This window comes from Aminobacterium sp., assembly GCF_034926885.1.
GTDB lineage: Bacteria > Synergistota > Synergistia > Synergistales > Aminobacteriaceae > Aminobacterium.
In genome coordinates this window covers 25,612-44,007 of the sequence record NZ_JAYFQR010000016.1, presented here as the reverse complement: position 1 = coordinate 44,007, position 18,396 = coordinate 25,612, and the positions used below count along the sequence as shown (strand labels likewise).

The following is an 18,396-nucleotide window of genomic DNA, read 5'->3' as shown; positions in this document are numbered from 1 at the left end:
TAGCTACTTTACAGTAATAACACTCTTAGCAACAAAGATTTTCTCATTTATGTTGCGTCCAGCCAGCCAAAAATCGGCACGACAGATATGTGCTTTTTCTGCTAATTCTCTAACTCTAAATTTCAGAGACCATCCTTGATCTGTTTTCATAAGGCTACCTTTTATGGGTCTTGCCCAAACTTCAGTACTAAGTCCTCCTTGTCCCATGCGAATAGAGTTCTCAAGAGGTTCCTCCCGAAGAGGTATTTCTATTTCAAGTTCAGAAGAATAGTCATCTTTTCTTATCTCTTTCATATGAGGTTCAGCTACATAAATAGGAAATGAAGAAAGAACCTCTTTCATTTTAGTTTCTGATTCTAGGGCTATTTGGCGAGCCCAAGAGGTAAGGATATTGGAAGCTTCCCCTTTTTTCTCTTCTTTGATGAGTTTTTGGGCCTTATTACGAATTTGTTCTTCTTTTTCTTTAAGTTCTTTTTCCCAAAGGTTAAGTTTTTCTTGTAGTAACGAGTGGATTTCCTCATGATATAGATCGATACATGTCTGGCGCTGCGTAATATTCCACCAATTTTTATCATCAATGTTAAGTAAATCGCTATCTCTTTGGCAATGTTTTTCTAAGGCTGTTTCTGGATTTTCTATAGGGGTGAATTCTTCGGGAAGTGTATTAACCCCTCCATGAATAGGAATAAACAGTTGTGAACAGGGTCGCCCCATGGCAATCCAAAGGCATGTAAGTTCAGCTATTGGATTTAAATCTGCGATGATACCTTCGATAGTTGTTCCAGCACAGATTTTTCGTAAAGAACTGTGATGAGGGGAATTCCCCGCGAAATTCGTTGTTGAGTAATCGGGAGTATTTTCATAATGAGAACGCAAAATAGCTTTTACTTGAGATATGGTTATTTTCTCTTCGGGCTTTATTGCGAAAGGAAGCTCTTCGTCGCAAAGCCATTCTCGTTGCGTAAGAATTTCTAATGCATGACGATGGCGGAAAGTGTTAAATGGATGGCGCCATCGATCAGGATGTTGAAAGGCCTTTGCAAAGTCCAATTCTTTTTCTTGGCATATTTCCGCAGAAACCCAGCCTTTCCTTTTTACATAGTTAAGTAGGTCTTTGGAACAATAGAAGGGTCTGTTCTCTAAAACTCCAGCTCGTATAGTGAAATGGTTAGGAATAAAGGCCGCTTCATTGTCATCTATTCGAACAGCGCAATAGTGTTGTCCATGAGGTATTTGAACCATCCATGCATCATTGGCATCGGCGATAATGTAGCAACGGCCAGAATCTCGATATCCATATTTCTCGATAAGTTCTATGGCAATTTCTACTCCATGATTGGCACTTGTAGCTCGTTCTGCAATGATGCGGCGAAGTGAGTAGCCAATTCCACCATATGCGATATCAGGTTCGTGATCAGCTCTAATTTGTCTACAACTGTCACTAAAGATTCCTACACCATGGTCGTTATAAAAAAAGTCAGCATTTGAAAGTCCTCTTTCATTTCGTACCTCTGTCCAAAATAGTCCGAAGGTGGAAGGGGTTTGTGGAATGCGGGCAGATTCTTCTTCGGCAATAATAATACTGTCAGAAGTATGCTGTCGTGATGGGATAAGCCCATGCCGAACAAGAAGTCTATTACTGTCATCTTCATTATGAGCCGCAAGAACTCTACCTGTTGGAGAAATATTTTTCCCTAAAACTAGACCGCTGCACCCATAAGCTTTTTCTGAAGAAAAAAAAGAAATCAATAGAATAGAGGCGCATAGTACTATCAGAAATACCATAGATAAAAACTCCTTTCGATGTAGGAACTTTTTCTTCAATATATAATCTATTTAATCGTTATGTTACACTATTTATGAGGATTAAATCAGGGGGGGATGTGTATGATTACATTAACAGACTCATTCCGGAGAAGGTTTCCTCAATCTTATGTTGGCTTTTTGATTCTTAAGGGAGTAACAAATGCCTCATGCCATGATTGTCTTGACAAGATACGAGTGGACCTCGAAGAAAACTTACGAAAAAAATACGGTAATATGTCTCGGTTAGAACTGCGAAACCAGCCTATTCTCGATGTTTACGACGCATATTTTAAGTCATTCGGTCAAAATTATCCGGTGCTCTATCAAATTGAGTCGATTGCTTCAAAAGGAAAAAACATTCCTATTGTTAATTGTCTTGTTACAGCTATGTTTATGGCAGAACTAAAAAATATGTTGCTCACTGCAGGTCATGATCTTGATAAAATTGACTTCCCAATAAACGTTGATATTGGAAATGGAGACATTTGCTATACATTGATGAATGAAAAAGAGAAAGTTGCCTGTGATAATGATATGCTCATGTGTGACGATACAGGCGTTATTTCTAGCGTTATTTATGGACCAGATAAGCGCACTTCTATTTCTACAGAAACGAAAAATGTTCTCTTTACAGTTTATGCACCCAAAGGTATAGATAAGGAAAACACCTTAGTCCATCTCAACGACATAAAAAATAATGTTCTTCTCTTTTCTCCTCGCTCTATTGTCGAATTGTTAACTATATATCCTTAAAAAGGGATGGCAGGTATTTGCGTACCATCCCCAACAAGAACCCTTTATACTATGCTAAATCTTTTAGAAGTTGAATCAAGAGTGTAAATCTGTCATTAAGACTTTTTACGTCCATGTATTCATCTACGCTATGAGTTCTGCCTCCGACGGGGCCCATTCCATCTATAGTTGGAATCCCCATAGCTGCTGTGAAGTTACCGTCTGAGCCCCCGCCTGTGGATTGCCACTGGAATGAGATGTCAAGAGTAGCTGCTATTTCTTCTACTTTCTGACATAGCTCAAGAGTCAAAAGACTTGGGTTCATAGGAGGTCTTGTCATGCCTCCCGTAACTTCGATCTTTATTCCGTCGGAGAAGGGGTTTCTTTGAAGGTACTCAAATTTTTCTGCGACTTTAGTTGCTTCTTCAGCGGATTTTACTCGCATATCGAATACGACCTGTGCCTTTTCCGGTACAACATTAGCAGCGGTACCTCCAGTGACGCAACCAGCGTTAAGATTTGTTCCTTTTTTAGGATCTGAAAGTTTATGTATTTCTAAAATCCAGTGGGCTAATTCCTGAGTGGCGCTAATACCTTTTTCCGGTTCAACTCCTGCATGGGCGGCTTTACCAAGGATATCAACAGTATAACGACCAATTCCCTTTCGCTGATTAACTAAATTACCATTAGCCCTCGCCGGTTCAAGAACGATAACATTTTTGCTTTTTGCGGCGGTGTCCTCAATCCACTTGCGGGCAAATTTAGAACCAACTTCTTCGTGACTATTGAAAGCGACACAAATAGAAGGGACCTTATCACATTTTTGAAATACTTTTGCTGCATACAGGGCAAAAAGACACCCAGATTTCATGTCAACGACTCCAGGTCCAAAAGCTTTGCCGTCTTCTATTTTGAAAGGACGTTCACTTGCAGTTCCTTCTGGAAATACCGTATCCATATGTCCTAAAAGCATAACATCGTAGTTAGAAGATGTTGTATTGCTTATTTCAAGGCATGGACCGACTGACGGATCAAAGTTATGGGCGCGTACATTCCATCCCAACTTTTCAAACTCGTTTTTAAAAAAGGTTGCGACGCGCTCGACACCAGAAACATAAGCGGTTCCGCTATCTATATTGACCAGATTTTCCAGATCTTTAAGGAACTGTTGTTCATCAAAAAGTTGCATTATATTGAACACCCCTTTGAACTGATTTTTGATTTCATCAATATAGCATGAGTATAAATGGGAATCAAACACTACAAAAATAGTAGGATTTATGCTAGCATAATTTAAACGTACTGGTTTTAGCCTATTTAGTGAAGGAGTGACAAGATGAGTCAGAGAACGTTTGAAAAGGGAAAAAAGTTTGAAGCAGAAAAAATGGTTGAAGTTCAAGATGGAGCTATTGTGAGCCGAACTCTTGTAGATCACCCTACTGGTACGGTAACACTCTTTGCCTTTGATAAAGGTCAGGCTCTCAGTGAACATACAGCTCCTTACGATGCTTTAGTAGAAATTATTTCGGGGAAAGTAGAGATAAGCCTTAATGGAGTATCACAAATTCTTGAACAAGGTGAATGGCTTATTATGCCGGCAGAGATCCCTCATGGTTTAAGGGCTGTTGAGAGCTTTAAAATGGCTCTTGTAATGATTCGTTCATAAATATCTCTTCTATAACTTTGGAGCCTGAGAGGTTGTGCTGATTATTTTGGCCAACCTCTTTTTTGATTAATCGGCAAATTCACTTATTGTATTTCAGATATCTTATTGTATAAAAGGGGTGTGGCTTCCAGTCTGGTACACTAATAATTTTTCTTGGAGGAATCTCGTGTGAAAAGGTATTTTTGCTTGATCTTAACGGCGTTTTTATGTGTATATAATCCTTCCGTTTTGCTTGGAGGGAGTATCTCTTCTTTTCCCTCATCTCTAGACCTTGAACAATGTCTTTCTATAGCTAAAACTCACCATCCTGATATTAAAAAAGCCCTTGCAGAGATTAACGTTGCTGATAGTCAGGTTGAACAGGTTCTTTCACAAGAAAGGCCAGGTCTTGATTTCTCCAGTAGCTATAGTCGGCAAGATGCTTCAGGAACTCAGAGAGATCATGCTTATTCCTCAAATTTAAATCTTTCACAATTAATATCTGATTCTGGAAAGACCGCGTTGAAGAAAAAGGTTGCACAAATAGGTCGGGAGGGCAGTGAGCAGAAAGCTAGAACGACGGAAGAACAAGTTGTATATGACGTGAAAAATGCATACTTTGATGCTTTGGAAGCTCAGAAAAAGTTGGATGTAGCAGAAGAGACTTTGAGGCTATATACCTTGCTGCGTGAACAAGCGCAAGCTTTTTATGATGTAGGATCTGTATCAAAATATGATGTAACGACTGCTGAGGTTGAGGAAAGTAAAGCTGAACTTGAAGTTGCTAAAGCTCAGACGGTAATTAAAACTGCAATAACAACTCTTAACAATGCTATGGGACTTTCAAATGCTCCTACTTATACTCTTGAGGATATAGAAGAAGAGGCTTCACTTGCTCTCTCTCTTAATGATGTTCAGACTATGGCTTTGAAAAGACGGCCAGACCTTTTGGCGAGTGACAGTAGTCTTCTCGCTGCGCAGAAAAATCTGAAGTTAACGGCAAAAGAAAATTCCCCAGAGATAAAAGCGTCAGGTAAATATTCGTTTGGTGGTGAACGTTTTAGTGGGGAAGAGGATTGGTCTGTTGGAGTTTCTCTTCAGTTTCCAATTTTGGATGGTGGTCTTGAAGCGGCTAAAATAGAGCAAGCAAAATCGGAAATAGTTATAAGTGAAGCAGAAAATGAGGCTATTCGCTTAGAAATTTATAAGGAAGTAGAACAAGCTTACTTGGAATTTACAGATTCGCACCATGTTTTGGCAGTAGCTCTACAAACTGTAAAACAGGCTGAGGAAAATCTAGACATAGCACAAAATAGGTATAAAGTCGGAGTAGGTTCACCTATTGAGGTAGCAGATGCTACTGAAAAATATAAAGAAGCGAAGTTAGGGTATTGGTCTGCTCTCTATTCTCATCGTAGAGCGTTGGCGGCTCTTGAAAAAGCTGTAGGAGGAAGTTGGGAATGAAAAAATGGTTATCTCTTTTTGTATTAATTGTATTGATTTCAGGGGCTTTTTTCTTCTTTAGAAAAGATTCTTCTAAAGCAACTACAGTAGAAACTGTTCCCATAATTCGCGGCAATCTTTTAAAGACGGTATCTGCTACAGGAAGCCTTCAGGCAGTAAATACTGTCAATGTAGGAAGCCAAGTTTCTGGAACCATCAAAGCGATTTATGTAGATTTCAATACTATCGTTAAAAAAGGAGAACTCATAGCTGAAATAGATCCGGCTCTCCTTGAAGCTGCTGTGGAAACTGCGAAGGCTGATGTCCTTGCAGCTCGGGCAAATATTGCAAAGGCTGAAGCTACTGTAAAAAATGCACGAAAGACAAGAGATAGAAACAAAGAATTATTTACGCGAAATCTTATAGCAGAAAGTGAACTTGATACGGCACAAACAGAGTTAGATACTGCTCTTGCCTCGTTAAATGCCGCATACGCAAGTTTAGCTCAATCTCGAGCAAATTTAAAAAATAAAGAGATTAACTTAGGGCATACAAAAATAAATTCACCTATTAATGGCGTTATCATCGACAAGGCTGTAGAAGTTGGTCAAACTGTCAATGCAAGCCAATCTGCTCCTACACTCTTTACGATTGCGGAAGACTTGACACAAATGAAGGTAGAGGCAGACATAGATGAAGCAGACATTGGCTATATAAAAGCTGGCCAAAACGTTGAATTTACAGTTGATGCGTATTCAGATCTTTCTTTTGAAGGAAAAATAAAGGAAATCAGGCTTGCTCCAAATACTGATGGAAACATCGTGACATATACTGTTATCGTAATGGTAGAAAATCCTCTACTGAAGCTTATGCCAGGAATGACAGCTAATGTTTCTGTTATTGTTGAAAAGAAAATGGGTGTTTTGAAGGTTTCAAATGCGGCGCTCCGATTTAAACCAAGTTCTGATGTTCTTGTCTCAAATGGAAAAAATGGAAATGGAACGTCTCAAAGGACACTCTGGGTTTATGAGAGAGATATTTTTAAACCACTTAATGTAACAATTGGTATCTCTGACGGGTTATACACTGAAATTTCAGGAGAGGTTCAAGAAGGGATGAATGTTGTTACGAGTGTAATGGCTGGAAAGAGTAACGGAGGAGGGTCTCCCTTTGTGCCTGGTCCGCGTCGATAATATTAGTAAGAAGTATGTTTTAGGAGAAGTAGAAGTAACAGCACTTAAAGAGGTATCTTTTTCTGTAGAGAAAGGGGAATTCCTTTCCATTATGGGAGCCTCTGGGTCTGGAAAGTCAACACTCATGAACATTCTCGGGTGTCTCGATGTTCCTTCTCAAGGTCATTATTATCTTAATGGAGAGGACGTAGCAACACTTGATGAGAACCAATTGGCAGATATACGCAAGTACACTATAGGTTTTGTTTTTCAAGGATTTAATTTACTTGCTCGAATGTCTGCTCTTGAAAATGTGGAGCTTCCTATGCTCTATAACGGGATTCCTACAAAAGAACGTCATGAACGTGCTCATCATGCTCTCAGCATAGTTGGTCTGGAAGACAGGGCAGATCATCAACCACAGCAGCTTTCTGGTGGACAACAACAAAGAGTAGCTATAGCAAGAGCCTTGGCAAATGATGCTCCTCTTATACTTGCAGACGAGCCAACAGGAAATCTCGATAGTAAAACGGGAATAGATGTTATGAATCTTTTTGTTCGTCTCAATAGAGAGTCAGGAAAAACTATTATCCAAGTAACCCACGAGCGCGATATGGCCCAATTTGGTTCAAGAATAATTACTCTCAAAGATGGAATCCTTATAAAAGACGAAAGAGTGGAATCGTTATGTTAAGCGTATTTGAAACAGCAAAAATTTCCTTTCGTTCTCTTCGAGCTAATAAGACCAGATCTGCATTAACAATGCTGGGTATTGTTATTGGCGTTATGGCCGTGATAATTATGTTTGCTGTAGGGAGTGGGGCCAACAAGGAGATAGCGGCTCGTTTTTCAAGTTTGGGAAGCAATATGATAATTGTTCGTCCTGAAACAAGTGCAGTAGGAGGGTCTCGAAGTTACACTGCATATACTTTAACGATAGGTGATGCAGATGCAATTCGAACTGAATGTAGTGCTGTTTCATATGTTGCTCCATACTACGGCGGAAGTTTTCAGTCGGTTTATGGCAATGAAAATTATCCAGCGAGGATTATAGGTACAACGTCGGATTACCTCTTCGTTAGGGATTGGACTCTCGCTTCTGGAAGAACTTTTACAGAGCAAGATGTACGGAGTGCAACGAAAGTATGTATTATCGGGCAGACAATTGTCGATAATCTTTTTATTACAGAAGATCCCATCGGGAAAATCATTCGTTTGAAAGGGGTTCCCATGGTTGTTATTGGTGTTATAGATAAAATAGGTGAAAGTGCAATGGGACGAGACGAAGATGATGTTGTTCTTGTTCCCATAACAACGGTACAAAGAAGATTGGTGAGTCCACCTAAAATGGGGATGACATCATCTATTTCTGTGAAAGCTCTATCTAGTCAACACTTAGAGGTTGCACAAGAGCAGATAGAAGCTCTTTTAGCTCAGCGACATCGTATAAGACCAGGAGAGGAAAATGATTTCACAGTTCGAAATTTGGCGCAAATGGTTGAAAATGCAAAGAGTGCAACACGAGTAATGAGCTTACTTCTGACTGCGGTGGCAGGTGTTTCTCTTTTAGTTGGTGGTATTGGAATAATGAACATAATGCTGGTATCTGTAACCGAACGAACTCGCGAAATAGGAATCCGTATGGCGATAGGTGCAAAAAGAACAGATATCAGATTGCAATTTCTCGTTGAAGCACTGACTCTTTCCCTTTTAGGAGGTGTTTCAGGAATTATTCTTGGCATTGCTGGCGCACAAGCTCTTTCAAAAATATTAGGGTGGACTGTCGATATTTCGATTCTTTCTATAGTCCTTTCTTTTGGGTTTTCCGGATGCGTAGGTATATTTTTTGGCTTTTATCCGGCATATAAAGCTTCCTTACTTAACCCTATAGAAGCGCTGAGATATGAATAAATAGTAAAAGTAAGGCGTGTGATGAAATGTCTGGTTCTTCCAATTACGTATATCGAATAGAGGAAACAGTTGCATATATTGAGCAACATCTTTCCGAAGAACTGAAGTTGCAGGATATTTCTCAAATAGCGTGTTTTTCTCCATATCATTTTCACAGAATTTTTACGTCTATTGTGGGAGAAACTCCCTATGAATATATAACTCGTTTACGACTAGAAAAAGCTGCAAATATGCTTACAAAAATGAATAATTTATCTATAACTCAAATTGCTTTCTCATGTGGTTTTTCGTCGCCTGCAACTTTTGCAAGAGCATTTAAAAAATATTATGGTGTTTCCGGATCAAAATATAGAGATTCTGGTGGAGAAGTACAAGGGAAACAGCATGTTTTTGCCTTTGATGCGGAAGCTATAGAGAAAAAGATACACCTTCAAGTTAGTATAGAGAATCTTCCCGGATACACTGTTGCCTATGTTGCTAATTTGAAAGGATATTCCCTCTCTTCCATTTGTAAGGCATGGAATAAATTGATGTCTTGGGGAAGGGAACGTTGTTTGCTAGACAGTACAACTATGATCGGTGTATCTTTTGATGATCCTACAATTACGCAAGAAGAAAAATGTCGCTACCATGCATGTGTTGTTGTTCCTGATAATGTAGCTATTACTGAGAGCGATAGGGGAGTAGGAAAAGAGTATATTCCTTCTGGCGAATATGCTGTTGGTCGTGCAGTTTGCCATGCAGAAGAGATACGTCTTGCTTATAGATATCTTTACGGAAAGTGGTTTCCAGAAAATGGGTATCAGCCAGCAGATACTTTTTCGTATGAACTTTATCGGGCTCTTCCGAGTGAAGAAAATGGTTATACTTATACCATAGAGGTATGTATTCCACTTAAACCTATTTAAAGGAAAAAGTTTAGCAAGAAAGGCAAAATTAATAGCAAAAATCGTAAAGCAATAGAAACGTCTTTCTTCTACCATGTGTATTGTTAAAAATGATTGAAGGAGGCGTTATATGTGCAACCAAGAGTAAGGCGCACAGAATTTAGGCATGTTATTTTAGAAGGATCCCATTATGAAATAGGCCGGCAAAAAGCAGATTTAATACGACATAACAAGGAATTAGTACGTTGCATGTCTTCAGGTCGTCTTAAGATGACGGAAGAAGAATTTAAAGAATCACACAAACTAATAGAATGTAGTTGTCCAGGGTTGAATGAGGAAATTATGGGAATGGCAGATGAACTTCATATATCTCCTCGTGATGTAACATTCTATAATGCCTCATATTTAAAAAGATGTCATTGTAGTCAGCTATATGTTTCCCCCTCTCAGACTTTAAATAATCACGTTCTTGTCGGTCGCAACTATGATTTTACAGATAAATGTGATGATTTGATGCTTTGCACCGTAAAATCAGCTGGTTGCTACGCTTTTATAGGTTTCTCTGTAATGTTATTCGGTTATCAAGAAGGCATAAATGAGCATGGTCTTACTATTACTATGACAGCTGGAGGTATTCCTGTTGGAGCAGGTGTTCCTCCTCGCCCGCCACTTCAAACAGGAGTTCAATTTTGGGTTCTTATACGAACATTACTTGAGCGATGTGCAACAGTGGAAGAGGCAATTGAGCTTTCTCAGGATATTTCTCTTTGTGGAAATACTATTTTTTTAATTGCCGACGAAGAAGGAAATGCTGCAATAATTGAATATTATGGAGCTCAAAAGCATGTTACACACGTTGTTAAAGGTGGTGCATCTCCATTTCTCGGGTTGTTCTCGACAAATCACTATATTTCGTCTGAAATGGCAAAGTGCGATGATAAAATTATGGAGAATTCTTTGGTACGATTTAATATCATAAAGAATTTCTTCGAGAGAAGAAAAGAAGGAATAGGGTACTCGGATATCGAGAACTTATTATCCACACCTTATCCAGAGGGACTTTGCCTTCATTTCTATGACGAGTACCTAGGAACATTGAGATCTGTGATTTATGATGCAACGGAAAAGGGATTATTCGTTTCTTTTGGTTCCCCTGTAAAAAACCCAAGATATCATATTAATTTTAATTCTTTGCCGCGATTATATGAGGTCTCCATCCCTCTTGAAAAAGCAGATTCAGACTTTTGGAAGTTTATATAAAAGTTCTATGGGAGGCCGTTTAGGAACGGCCTCCTTTATTTATATAGTAAATTGCTAGAGACGATGTACTCCTGCTGCAATAAATGAGAAACCAGCCTTGGTCAATGCTTCTGCAGTGCTGTTTACTGCTTTATGTTTTAAAAGATAGTTTAAAGAAAGGGCATTCCAATCTCCAGAAGCTTCAATTTCCTTTTTATCTCTGAAATAATCCAGAATGTCTGATGGATGAGTAAGCTGTTCTTCGTCTTCTGGGTTTCCACCCTCATGTTTGGCAGAGATATTAGGTATAGTTTCCACGAGTTTAAGTAAATCCTCTCTTCTGTTATAAGGTTGTAGGACGATACTTTTCCACGTTTCAGTAATGTGGTGTTCTATCCGAACTTGCTCTTCAAGTTTAAGCTCTTTGCGGATAGCAGCTGCTTTAGCAAGATGTTCAACATCGATAGAGTTAGAAAGATTAAAGCCAGCGAGTGGCGTTGATCCATCTTCTCTCGCGAAAAGTCGAGCTGCTAATAATGTCCACAAAACTGCATAGGGATTATCATTTCCCATAAAAACGGAAATTTTAAATCGAATGTTTACTCCCAATTTATAGAGGAGATATCCGAGAAAAACCGTTCCGGGATTGATGTTCAGAACTTCATCTACTCCGTAATTTACGTAATAATAAAGAACTTCATCTATCCATTTAAGAGGATGCCCATTAGGCTGTCCGATACCACCAAAATATCCCGTAATAGTAGCTGGTCCTCCTAAGTGAATGTTAGAACCGTCTGTTCCTTTTGTATCTAATGTTTCTACGCAACTTGCCCCCAATATTTTTATGGCTGCTCTGACAGCTGGCAAATCTCCATTATCTGCTTCTTGTTCTTTCATTTTTCGAACGCGAATAAATCGACCTGGAAGAATCTCTCCTTTTTCTATCGCTTGTTTTGCTTCTGCTATGAGCCATGGAAAATATTGAAGGGCACTAATCTCTAATGTCGGGGCTTTTGTTTCGTCATAACTCCAAACTGGACGATCAGGAGCTATACGAGAACGATACTCCGAAAGAGAAATAAAGCGCCCTTCCTCTTTGATGCCTGCAAGCCACTCCAAATCTTTGACATAAGAACATTGAATTCGTTCCAGTTTTTTAACAAGGGTATCGATTTTTCCAGCTTCGCATGCTTTTTCGTTGATCTCAGCTACTGTTCCATATTTGGAAACGACTCTGCGTAGATCAGATAAAGAAGCATTGTGTGGATCAGTGAGAAAGTTATTAATATCCTCAAGAATAGCAGGGGTGATACTGAATTCTTGGTGGGTCATATCTAAACTCCTCCTCACATATGAAATGACATTCCCTATGAAGCCAGACTATTCAGAAAAATTATTAATAGCTTAATTTTAACAAGTAATAGTAGATATTACAAAAATCCTTAGTGAGTAACAATCGAAATAATGTCAGAAAGAAGAGCTTGTCCTGTCTCTTCTCTCCCCGCCCCAGGCCCTATTATTGTTACATCCTTAAGATTATCAGTTGTCAGTGTTATTGCGTTTGTTGCACCATTAACTCCCGATAGCGGATGGGAAAAGGGAAGGGAGACAGGAGCGACGGAGGCAAAAATCTGCCCCGAATTTTGTACTATTTTCGCTACAAGCTTTATACGTTCGTTTTGGGAAAGAGCTTTTTCTATATCTTTTCGTTTCAAGCCAGAAATCCCCACTCGGGATATATCTTTTAGGGAGATATATTTTCCCATGAAGACACTCGCAATAATTTGAACTTTTACGGCAGCATCCCAGCCATCAACATCGCCCTCAGGATTTGCTTCTGCATATCCGAGAGCTTGAGCTTCTTTAAGAGCATCGTCATATTCCAGCCCTTCTTCCATGCGTGTGAGAATGTAGTTTGTTGTTCCGTTAACGATACCTTGCACCTCAGTAATATGACATCCAGCCATGGATTCTCTCGCTAAATTGATTGCGGGTGTGCCACTTAAAACTGTTCCTTCAAAGCGATACTTGCTTTTATGTTCAGAAGCAATTTTTAAAAGGTCTTTCAAAGCTAAAGATGCCGGACCTTTATTACTTGTAACGACGTGACTTCCTCTTTGTAACGCTTTTTTTGTAATAGACAGTCCTGGTTCACCGTTTTTTAAATTAGTCGGAGTTACGTCTATTACAATATCTACTTCTGGTAGGCAAATAGCTTCTTCAGGGGTAATAGTACAAGGTCCGAGAGTTTGATCATGGTTTATTTCATCAAGAAGTTTGGATAGTGACAACCCATTAGGATCAACACGGCTTCCCTTACTTTTTGTAACTACTGCTATTGTCTTGAAACGGAATCCAAAGTGGCTAAAAAGGTTTTCTTCTTCTCGTACTAAAATACGTGCAAGTCCTTGACCTACATTGCCAAAACCAATAAAACATAGTCCCCAAACCTTCATAATTTCATTCCTCTTTTCATCGTAAAATAAAAAAGCCGGGGATCTCCATATAAAGCGGAGACCCCCGGCTGAAGTTTCGAAGCAGAGCGAACTAATCGCCCGCCACTCCAGGAGGGTCTCCGCATGTCGTCATAGTAGTTATTGTTACGTTGTTATTGTTATGTAACTGAAACACGAATACTCCTCCTTTCAGACGTTAAAAATTTTAAAGAAGGTAACATAATGTTTGGTTCATGTCAATTGGAATGCCGTTGATTTATTGATGGCAAGGGGAGGTAATGTGACCAGGTGATATATGTATTTGTAAAAGATGAAATTGGGATATTTTATTGATTGAAAAAAAATTTCTTGACAAATATACAGAAAACCTGTATGCTTACCAAGCTGCGGGAAAGTTGCAGTAAAAACATTTTAGGAGGCAACATTTTGACACAAGGAACAGTAAAATGGTTTAACGGCACAAAGGGTTATGGTTTTGTAACAGGTGAGGACGGAAAAGATTATTTCGTTCATTTTAGCGCGATCCAGGTTGATGGTTTTAAGACTCTTGACGAGGGACAGCAGGTTTCTTTTGATATTGAGACCGGCAAGAAAGGTCCTCAGGCTGCCAACGTTAAACCTCTGTAAGATTTTACATTGTTTTTAGGCAGAAGATAGTTAAAGGCGCCCTTTAAGGGCGCCTTTTTTTATATTTTTTGAGATTTTCTCTGGTGTTTGATGTCATTTTCAGTGATAATAATTAAAAAATAGAGTTTGTAAAAAAAGGAGGCATTCATGTCCCTTTATGTCACCGGCGATAAGCACGGAGTCATAGAAATGGATGAGTTGTTGCCTTTTTATCATGCAATAGGTAAAAATCTAAATGCGCAAGATTATTTGCTCATTGCAGGTGATTTTGGCCTTCTTTTTGCTCCAGAACCGACAGAAAAAGAAATACAATGGATGGATTGGCTTTCGTCCGCGCCATGGACGACTCTTTTTATAGATGGAAACCACGAGAATTTTACAAGACTTGACGCCCTTCCCACGGAGATCCGTTTTGGAAACCCTGTTGGAGTAGTAAAAGACAAAAAAATATTTCATCTGAGGCGAGGTTATATATATACCATCGCTGGTTGCTCGTGTTTTGCGTTTGGAGGAGCACTGAGTTTAGACAGATGTTTTCGAAGGCCTGGCCTTTCATGGTGGGAGAGAGAAATACCTTCTGAGGAGGAAATTGTACGAGGATGGCAGTCTTTAGAAGCCGTACACTGGAATGTCGATTATGTATTTACTCATATGGCACCTTTATCTGTTTTAATAGAGTTGTTACGAACAAAGTATATTGGGGTTCAGATCAATCCGTGTCACGTTCCTCGAGATCCAGTAGCCATTTATTTTGATACGTTAATTCCTCGTCTTCATTTTCAAAAATGGTATTTTGGTCATCTTCATGTTCAAACTCCTCCTTTCGTTCTTCAAACAAAAAAACAAGGAGCTTTTCAGGGGGTATACCGCCATGTTTTACCTATTGAAGTAGAAAATAAAGAGCAATCTACGGAACTAGCAGTTAAAGAAACATGCACGTATAGCCTTTCTCAAATTCTTCTCAAAAGTAAATCTCTCATAAAATTAATAGAGCAGCATGGAGAAGTGCTCAATATGTGGTTAAAATTTAGGAAACCTCCTCAGGCTCACGATATTATGGCTTTTCAATCTATTGTCCGCCGATCTACATGTAACGAAATTGAAGAGTCTATACATATATCTCAAAATAAAGGCTATTATCATCTTTTACTTATACTTAAGGTTGAATATAAAGAAAAGCAACATTGAAGTTCTTCGGTTTTTCCTTTCAAATCTATCTATTTTTTATTTAAAAACTACTTATTTATATATAAAAAGTTTTTATCATAAATTTCCCTTAAAATTCTATAAAAATAAAATAAAAAAATCTAGCCTGACTTTTCTTTATGATACTATTAAATTAAATTGACTTGGAGGTGGTGCTTATGAACGGTACAACGAAAGAGATGGGAGAAAAAAAAGCTCTGGACAAGAAAGGAACATTAAGTGTTTTGTTGGGAGCTGCTTTTCTCATGGCTACTTCAGCAATAGGACCAGGGTTTCTAACACAATCTGCGGTTTTTACGCAGAATTTAAAAGCCGCCTTTTCGTTTGGAATAATTCTTTCTCTTATCTTAAGTTTTATTGTGCAGATCAACATTTGGAGAATCCTTGCCGTATCAGGCATGCGTGCGCAAGATGTTGCTAATAAGGTGCTACCTGGACTCGGTTACTTTTTGGCCTTTGCTGTAGCATTGGGGGGACTTGTTTTCAATATAGGGAATATTGCAGGTGCTGCCATGGGTCTGAATGTAGTAGCAGGCGTTCCGTTAAAAATAGGAGCTGTCGTTAGTGCTGCTATCGCTGTTCTCCTTTTCTTGCGTAAAGAGCTTGGCAAAGCTATGGATACTTTTACCAAGATCCTTGGCTTTATGATGATTGCGTTAGTGTTGTATATGGTTTTCAACACAAAACCACCAGTTGCCCTTGCTGTAAAAGAAGCAATCCTTCCTTCTAAAATTGATTGGATGATTATTTTAACTCTAATAGGTGGAACGGTAGGAGGATACATTACTTTTGCCGGGGCACATCGTATTATAGACGCAGGTATTGTAGGGCAAGAAAATTTGGGAGCGATTACACGAGGGGCTTCTAATGCTATAGGTATTACAGGTATTATGCGTATTTTGCTTTTCCTTGCTGTATTAGGTGTTGTCGCTACTGGGCAAACACTTGACCCTGCTAATCCACCTGCATCAGCTTTTCGTCTTGGAGCGGGCGAGTTAGGTTATAAAGTTTTTGGTGTAGTTATATGGGCAGCTGGAATTACTTCGGTAATTGGCGCTTCATACACGTCAATATCTTTTCTTAAAACGCTCTTTAGTACAGTAGAAACACATCTTAGATGGTGGATGATTGGGTTTATAGTAGTTTCAACAACTATTTTTTCTACAATTGGACAGCCAGTCACCCTTCTTATTTTTGCAGGTTCAATTAACGGGCTTATTCTTCCTCTGTCTCTTGTATCAGTACTTCTTGCTGCTTATAAGAAAGAGGTAGTGGGTTCTTATCATCATCCAATATGGATGACAGTTTTAGGATATGTAGTGGCAGCTTTTACTCTTTGGATGGGTATAAAATCATTTACAAAAATCTTTACTCTTTTCTCTTAAAACTATTCTGATCTGTTGGAGGTGAATGTAATTTGGAAGACCAACAGTGGCCGAAAGTTCTTCTTGCTGGTGATAGTTGCATAATTGTGGAATACGGCAATTCCATTGGATTGGAAATCAATGCTAGAGTTCAGGCTTTGCGGCGTATTTTGGAAAAAAGAAAAATTTCCGGAGTGCATGAGTTCGTTCCTACATATCGCTCTCTTGCAATTTACTTTGATCCTGTAAAGGTAGAACAACCAATGCATTTTCTTTCTCTTTTAAAGCGTTTGGCAATTGCTGCAGAGTCAGAGTCAGGTGTTGAAAAAGGGGTTGGTATCATTATCCCTGTCTGTTACGGTCGTGATTTTGGACCGGACCTTGATAATGTTGTTCATCATACAGGACTAACGGAAGAAGAAATTATAAATCGGCATTCTTCTCCAGATTATTACTGTTATATGCTTGGTTTTACTCCTGGTTTCTCATATCTTGGTGGAATGGATGAAACAATTGCGACACCTCGTTTGAAGGAACCTCGAGAAAAAATTCCTGCTGGAAGTGTGGGAATAGCCGGTAAGCAGACAGGAATTTATCCGATTGATAGCCCTGGTGGATGGCAGCTTATAGGACGAACACCTTTGCGTATGTTTGATGCAGGCCATGAGCCTCCCACATTAGTTGATGCCGGGTTGTGGATACGTTTTCAGCCCATTTCGGAGGAAGAGTATAAAAATATCGAAATACAGGTTGCTCATGGAACATATACTCCCGAAATGTTCAATAAAGGAGAGGTTCCGGCATGAAGATAAAAATTATACAGCCGGGAATGCTTACGACTGTTCAAGATGTGGGAAGATGGGGATTTCAAGGCAAAGGAATGCCAGTTGCTGGTGCTATGGATCTTTTTGCTTTGAAAATTGGCAATGTTATGGTGGGAAACAATAAAGATGCTGCATGTCTTGAAGTGACGGTATTAGGCCCTACCTTATCGGTGTTAGAAGGGGAGGGGGCTGTAGTTGTTACAGGTGCTGATCTTGGTTTCTCTATCAATGGAATAGCTTCGTGTTGTAACACGGTTTATAAAGTTAAAGAAGGCGATATCCTTTCTTTTAGCGGCATGAAAGGTAATGGATGTCGTGCATATGTCGTTTTTTCAGGCGGAATAAATGTTCCTATTATTATGGGGAGCCGCTCAACGTACCTTAGAGCTCATATAGGTGGCTTTGATGGACGCGCACTTGTAAAGGGTGACGTTCTTAATACTGGTGAACCTCATATTTTGTGGCAGCGGTTTATAGATTTCAAATGTCCTTTCGATGTTTTGCCTGAGCGGAGAGAAGGTCAACCCCTTCGTGTAGTTCTAGGTCCTCAGGATGAAGCATTTTCCCCTAAGGGAGTAGAAACATTTCTGTCTGAATCATATAAAATTACTGATTCTGCAGATAGAATGGGATACCGTTTGGAAGGACCTGTTGTTGAGCACCTAGAGGGAGCAGACATTATTTCTGATGCTATTCCACTTGGCTCTATTCAAGTTCCTGGACATGGACAGCCAATTGTGATGCTTGCTGATCGTCAGACGACAGGGGGATATACGAAAATAGCTGTTCTATGTTCTCCCGATATTTCGGCGATTGCACAACGTTTGCCAGGAGAAAAGGTTTCTTTTAAACAAGTATCCTTTGAAGAGGCTGTTTTGATTACCCAAAAAGAGGCTGGTCAAGTTTCCAAACTAAAGCAAAATGTAGCAACCTGGATTACAAGAATCCCAACTTCCACAATTGGGCATAAATCGGAAATGCCAGTTTCGTCTGGTACGTGGAAGCTTACTGTGGACGGACATTCTTATATGGTTGACTGGGAACGCATTGAAAATTGATTTTTACGAGAAGAAGGGATGATTCC

At 39.3% G+C, this 18,396-nt stretch carries 17 protein-coding genes; 13 read left to right on the top strand and 4 right to left on the bottom strand.

Going from position 1 to position 18,396, the window contains the following annotated elements:
• Positions 1-3: 3 nt before the first annotated feature.
• Positions 4-1,785: a C69 family dipeptidase gene (locus VB083_RS07220; RefSeq protein ID WP_213699840.1), complete on the bottom strand. Its 1,782-nt coding sequence runs from the start codon at positions 1,783-1,785 to the stop codon at positions 4-6.
• A 102-nt stretch (positions 1,786-1,887) separates the two neighbouring features.
• Here VB083_RS07220 and VB083_RS07215 point away from each other — a divergent pair, with 102 nt between their 5' ends.
• Positions 1,888-2,559, top strand: a complete 672-nt coding sequence (locus VB083_RS07215; RefSeq protein ID WP_323401911.1) for a phenylalanine--tRNA ligase beta subunit-related protein — start codon at positions 1,888-1,890, stop codon at positions 2,557-2,559.
• A gap of 49 nt (positions 2,560-2,608) precedes the next feature.
• Here VB083_RS07215 and VB083_RS07210 read toward each other — a convergent pair whose 3' ends face one another.
• Positions 2,609-3,727, bottom strand: coding sequence for a M20 family metallopeptidase (locus tag VB083_RS07210; protein WP_213695570.1), 1,119 nt, complete (start codon positions 3,725-3,727; stop codon positions 2,609-2,611).
• A 147-nt stretch (positions 3,728-3,874) separates the two neighbouring features.
• Here VB083_RS07210 and VB083_RS07205 point away from each other — a divergent pair, with 147 nt between their 5' ends.
• From VB083_RS07205 to VB083_RS07175, 7 genes are all read left to right on the top strand, one after another.
• A complete protein-coding gene (locus tag VB083_RS07205) occupies positions 3,875-4,204 on the top strand; it encodes a cupin domain-containing protein (RefSeq protein ID WP_213691240.1) in 330 nt (109 codons plus the stop codon).
• Positions 4,205-4,372: 168 nt separating this feature from the next.
• On the top strand, positions 4,373-5,647 hold the full coding sequence (locus tag VB083_RS07200) for a TolC family protein (protein ID WP_323401910.1): 1,275 nt from the start codon (positions 4,373-4,375) through the stop codon (positions 5,645-5,647).
• Positions 5,644-6,819: an efflux RND transporter periplasmic adaptor subunit gene (locus VB083_RS07195; RefSeq protein WP_323401909.1), complete on the top strand. Its 1,176-nt coding sequence runs from the start codon at positions 5,644-5,646 to the stop codon at positions 6,817-6,819. The genes VB083_RS07200 and VB083_RS07195 overlap by 4 nt, the downstream gene beginning before the upstream one ends.
• The gene (locus VB083_RS07190) at positions 6,797-7,492 is read left to right on the top strand and encodes an ABC transporter ATP-binding protein (RefSeq protein ID WP_213691243.1); all 696 of its coding nucleotides are present in this window, start codon (positions 6,797-6,799) and stop codon (positions 7,490-7,492) included. Before VB083_RS07195 ends, VB083_RS07190 begins: the two co-directional genes overlap by 23 nt.
• Complete coding sequence (locus VB083_RS07185) at positions 7,486-8,709, top strand: ABC transporter permease (protein ID WP_213691244.1); 1,224 nt, start codon at positions 7,486-7,488, stop codon at positions 8,707-8,709. The genes VB083_RS07190 and VB083_RS07185 overlap by 7 nt, the downstream gene beginning before the upstream one ends.
• A gap of 26 nt (positions 8,710-8,735) precedes the next feature.
• Positions 8,736-9,617 (top strand): AraC family transcriptional regulator, encoded by an 882-nt coding sequence (locus VB083_RS07180; protein WP_323401908.1) that lies wholly within the window; start codon positions 8,736-8,738, stop codon positions 9,615-9,617.
• 111 nt (positions 9,618-9,728) lie between these two features.
• Positions 9,729-10,856: a C45 family peptidase gene (locus VB083_RS07175; RefSeq protein ID WP_323401907.1), complete on the top strand. Its 1,128-nt coding sequence runs from the start codon at positions 9,729-9,731 to the stop codon at positions 10,854-10,856.
• Between the two features lie 54 nt (positions 10,857-10,910).
• Here VB083_RS07175 and VB083_RS07170 read toward each other — a convergent pair whose 3' ends face one another.
• Positions 10,911-12,167 (bottom strand): hypothetical protein, encoded by a 1,257-nt coding sequence (locus VB083_RS07170; RefSeq protein WP_213691247.1) that lies wholly within the window; start codon positions 12,165-12,167, stop codon positions 10,911-10,913.
• A gap of 110 nt (positions 12,168-12,277) precedes the next feature.
• On the bottom strand, positions 12,278-13,291 hold the full coding sequence (locus VB083_RS07165; protein ID WP_213691248.1) for a homoserine dehydrogenase: 1,014 nt from the start codon (positions 13,289-13,291) through the stop codon (positions 12,278-12,280).
• 426 nt (positions 13,292-13,717) lie between these two features.
• On the opposite strand from VB083_RS07165, the gene VB083_RS07160 reads away from it, so the two are divergent.
• The 5 genes from VB083_RS07160 (at position 13,718) to VB083_RS07140 (ending at position 18,370) form a co-directional block, all read left to right on the top strand.
• Complete coding sequence (locus tag VB083_RS07160; protein WP_213691249.1) at positions 13,718-13,918, top strand: cold-shock protein; 201 nt, start codon at positions 13,718-13,720, stop codon at positions 13,916-13,918.
• A gap of 147 nt (positions 13,919-14,065) precedes the next feature.
• Positions 14,066-15,106, top strand: a complete 1,041-nt coding sequence (locus tag VB083_RS07155; RefSeq protein ID WP_213696021.1) for a metallophosphoesterase — start codon at positions 14,066-14,068, stop codon at positions 15,104-15,106.
• A 176-nt stretch (positions 15,107-15,282) separates the two neighbouring features.
• On the top strand, positions 15,283-16,509 hold the full coding sequence (locus VB083_RS07150; protein WP_213691251.1) for an NRAMP family divalent metal transporter: 1,227 nt from the start codon (positions 15,283-15,285) through the stop codon (positions 16,507-16,509).
• A 32-nt stretch (positions 16,510-16,541) separates the two neighbouring features.
• Complete coding sequence (gene pxpB / locus VB083_RS07145; RefSeq protein WP_213691252.1) at positions 16,542-17,294, top strand: 5-oxoprolinase subunit PxpB; 753 nt, start codon at positions 16,542-16,544, stop codon at positions 17,292-17,294.
• Positions 17,291-18,370, top strand: coding sequence for a biotin-dependent carboxyltransferase family protein (locus VB083_RS07140; protein WP_323401906.1), 1,080 nt, complete (start codon positions 17,291-17,293; stop codon positions 18,368-18,370). The genes pxpB and VB083_RS07140 overlap by 4 nt, the downstream gene beginning before the upstream one ends.
• The last annotated feature ends 26 nt before the right edge of the window (positions 18,371-18,396 follow it).

What these genes read in the sequence shown, in the direction of transcription:
- VB083_RS07180 (WP_323401908.1), top strand. Translation starts at nt 8,736, where the DNA reads ATGTCTGGTTCTTCCAATTACGTATATCGAATAGAGGAAACAGTTGCA.
- VB083_RS07215 (WP_323401911.1), top strand. Translation starts at nt 1,888, where the DNA reads ATGATTACATTAACAGACTCATTCCGGAGAAGGTTTCCTCAATCTTAT.
- VB083_RS07205 (WP_213691240.1), top strand. Translation starts at nt 3,875, where the DNA reads ATGAGTCAGAGAACGTTTGAAAAGGGAAAAAAGTTTGAAGCAGAAAAA.
- VB083_RS07155 (WP_213696021.1), top strand. Translation starts at nt 14,066, where the DNA reads ATGTCCCTTTATGTCACCGGCGATAAGCACGGAGTCATAGAAATGGAT.
- VB083_RS07220 (WP_213699840.1), bottom strand. Translation starts at nt 1,785, where the DNA reads ATGGTATTTCTGATAGTACTATGCGCCTCTATTCTATTGATTTCTTTT.
- VB083_RS07170 (WP_213691247.1), bottom strand. Translation starts at nt 12,167, where the DNA reads ATGACCCACCAAGAATTCAGTATCACCCCTGCTATTCTTGAGGATATT.
- VB083_RS07165 (WP_213691248.1), bottom strand. Translation starts at nt 13,291, where the DNA reads ATGAAGGTTTGGGGACTATGTTTTATTGGTTTTGGCAATGTAGGTCAA.
- VB083_RS07140 (WP_323401906.1), top strand. Translation starts at nt 17,291, where the DNA reads ATGAAGATAAAAATTATACAGCCGGGAATGCTTACGACTGTTCAAGAT.
- VB083_RS07185 (WP_213691244.1), top strand. Translation starts at nt 7,486, where the DNA reads ATGTTAAGCGTATTTGAAACAGCAAAAATTTCCTTTCGTTCTCTTCGA.
- VB083_RS07150 (WP_213691251.1), top strand. Translation starts at nt 15,283, where the DNA reads ATGAACGGTACAACGAAAGAGATGGGAGAAAAAAAAGCTCTGGACAAG.
- VB083_RS07210 (WP_213695570.1), bottom strand. Translation starts at nt 3,727, where the DNA reads ATGCAACTTTTTGATGAACAACAGTTCCTTAAAGATCTGGAAAATCTG.
- VB083_RS07195 (WP_323401909.1), top strand. Translation starts at nt 5,644, where the DNA reads ATGAAAAAATGGTTATCTCTTTTTGTATTAATTGTATTGATTTCAGGG.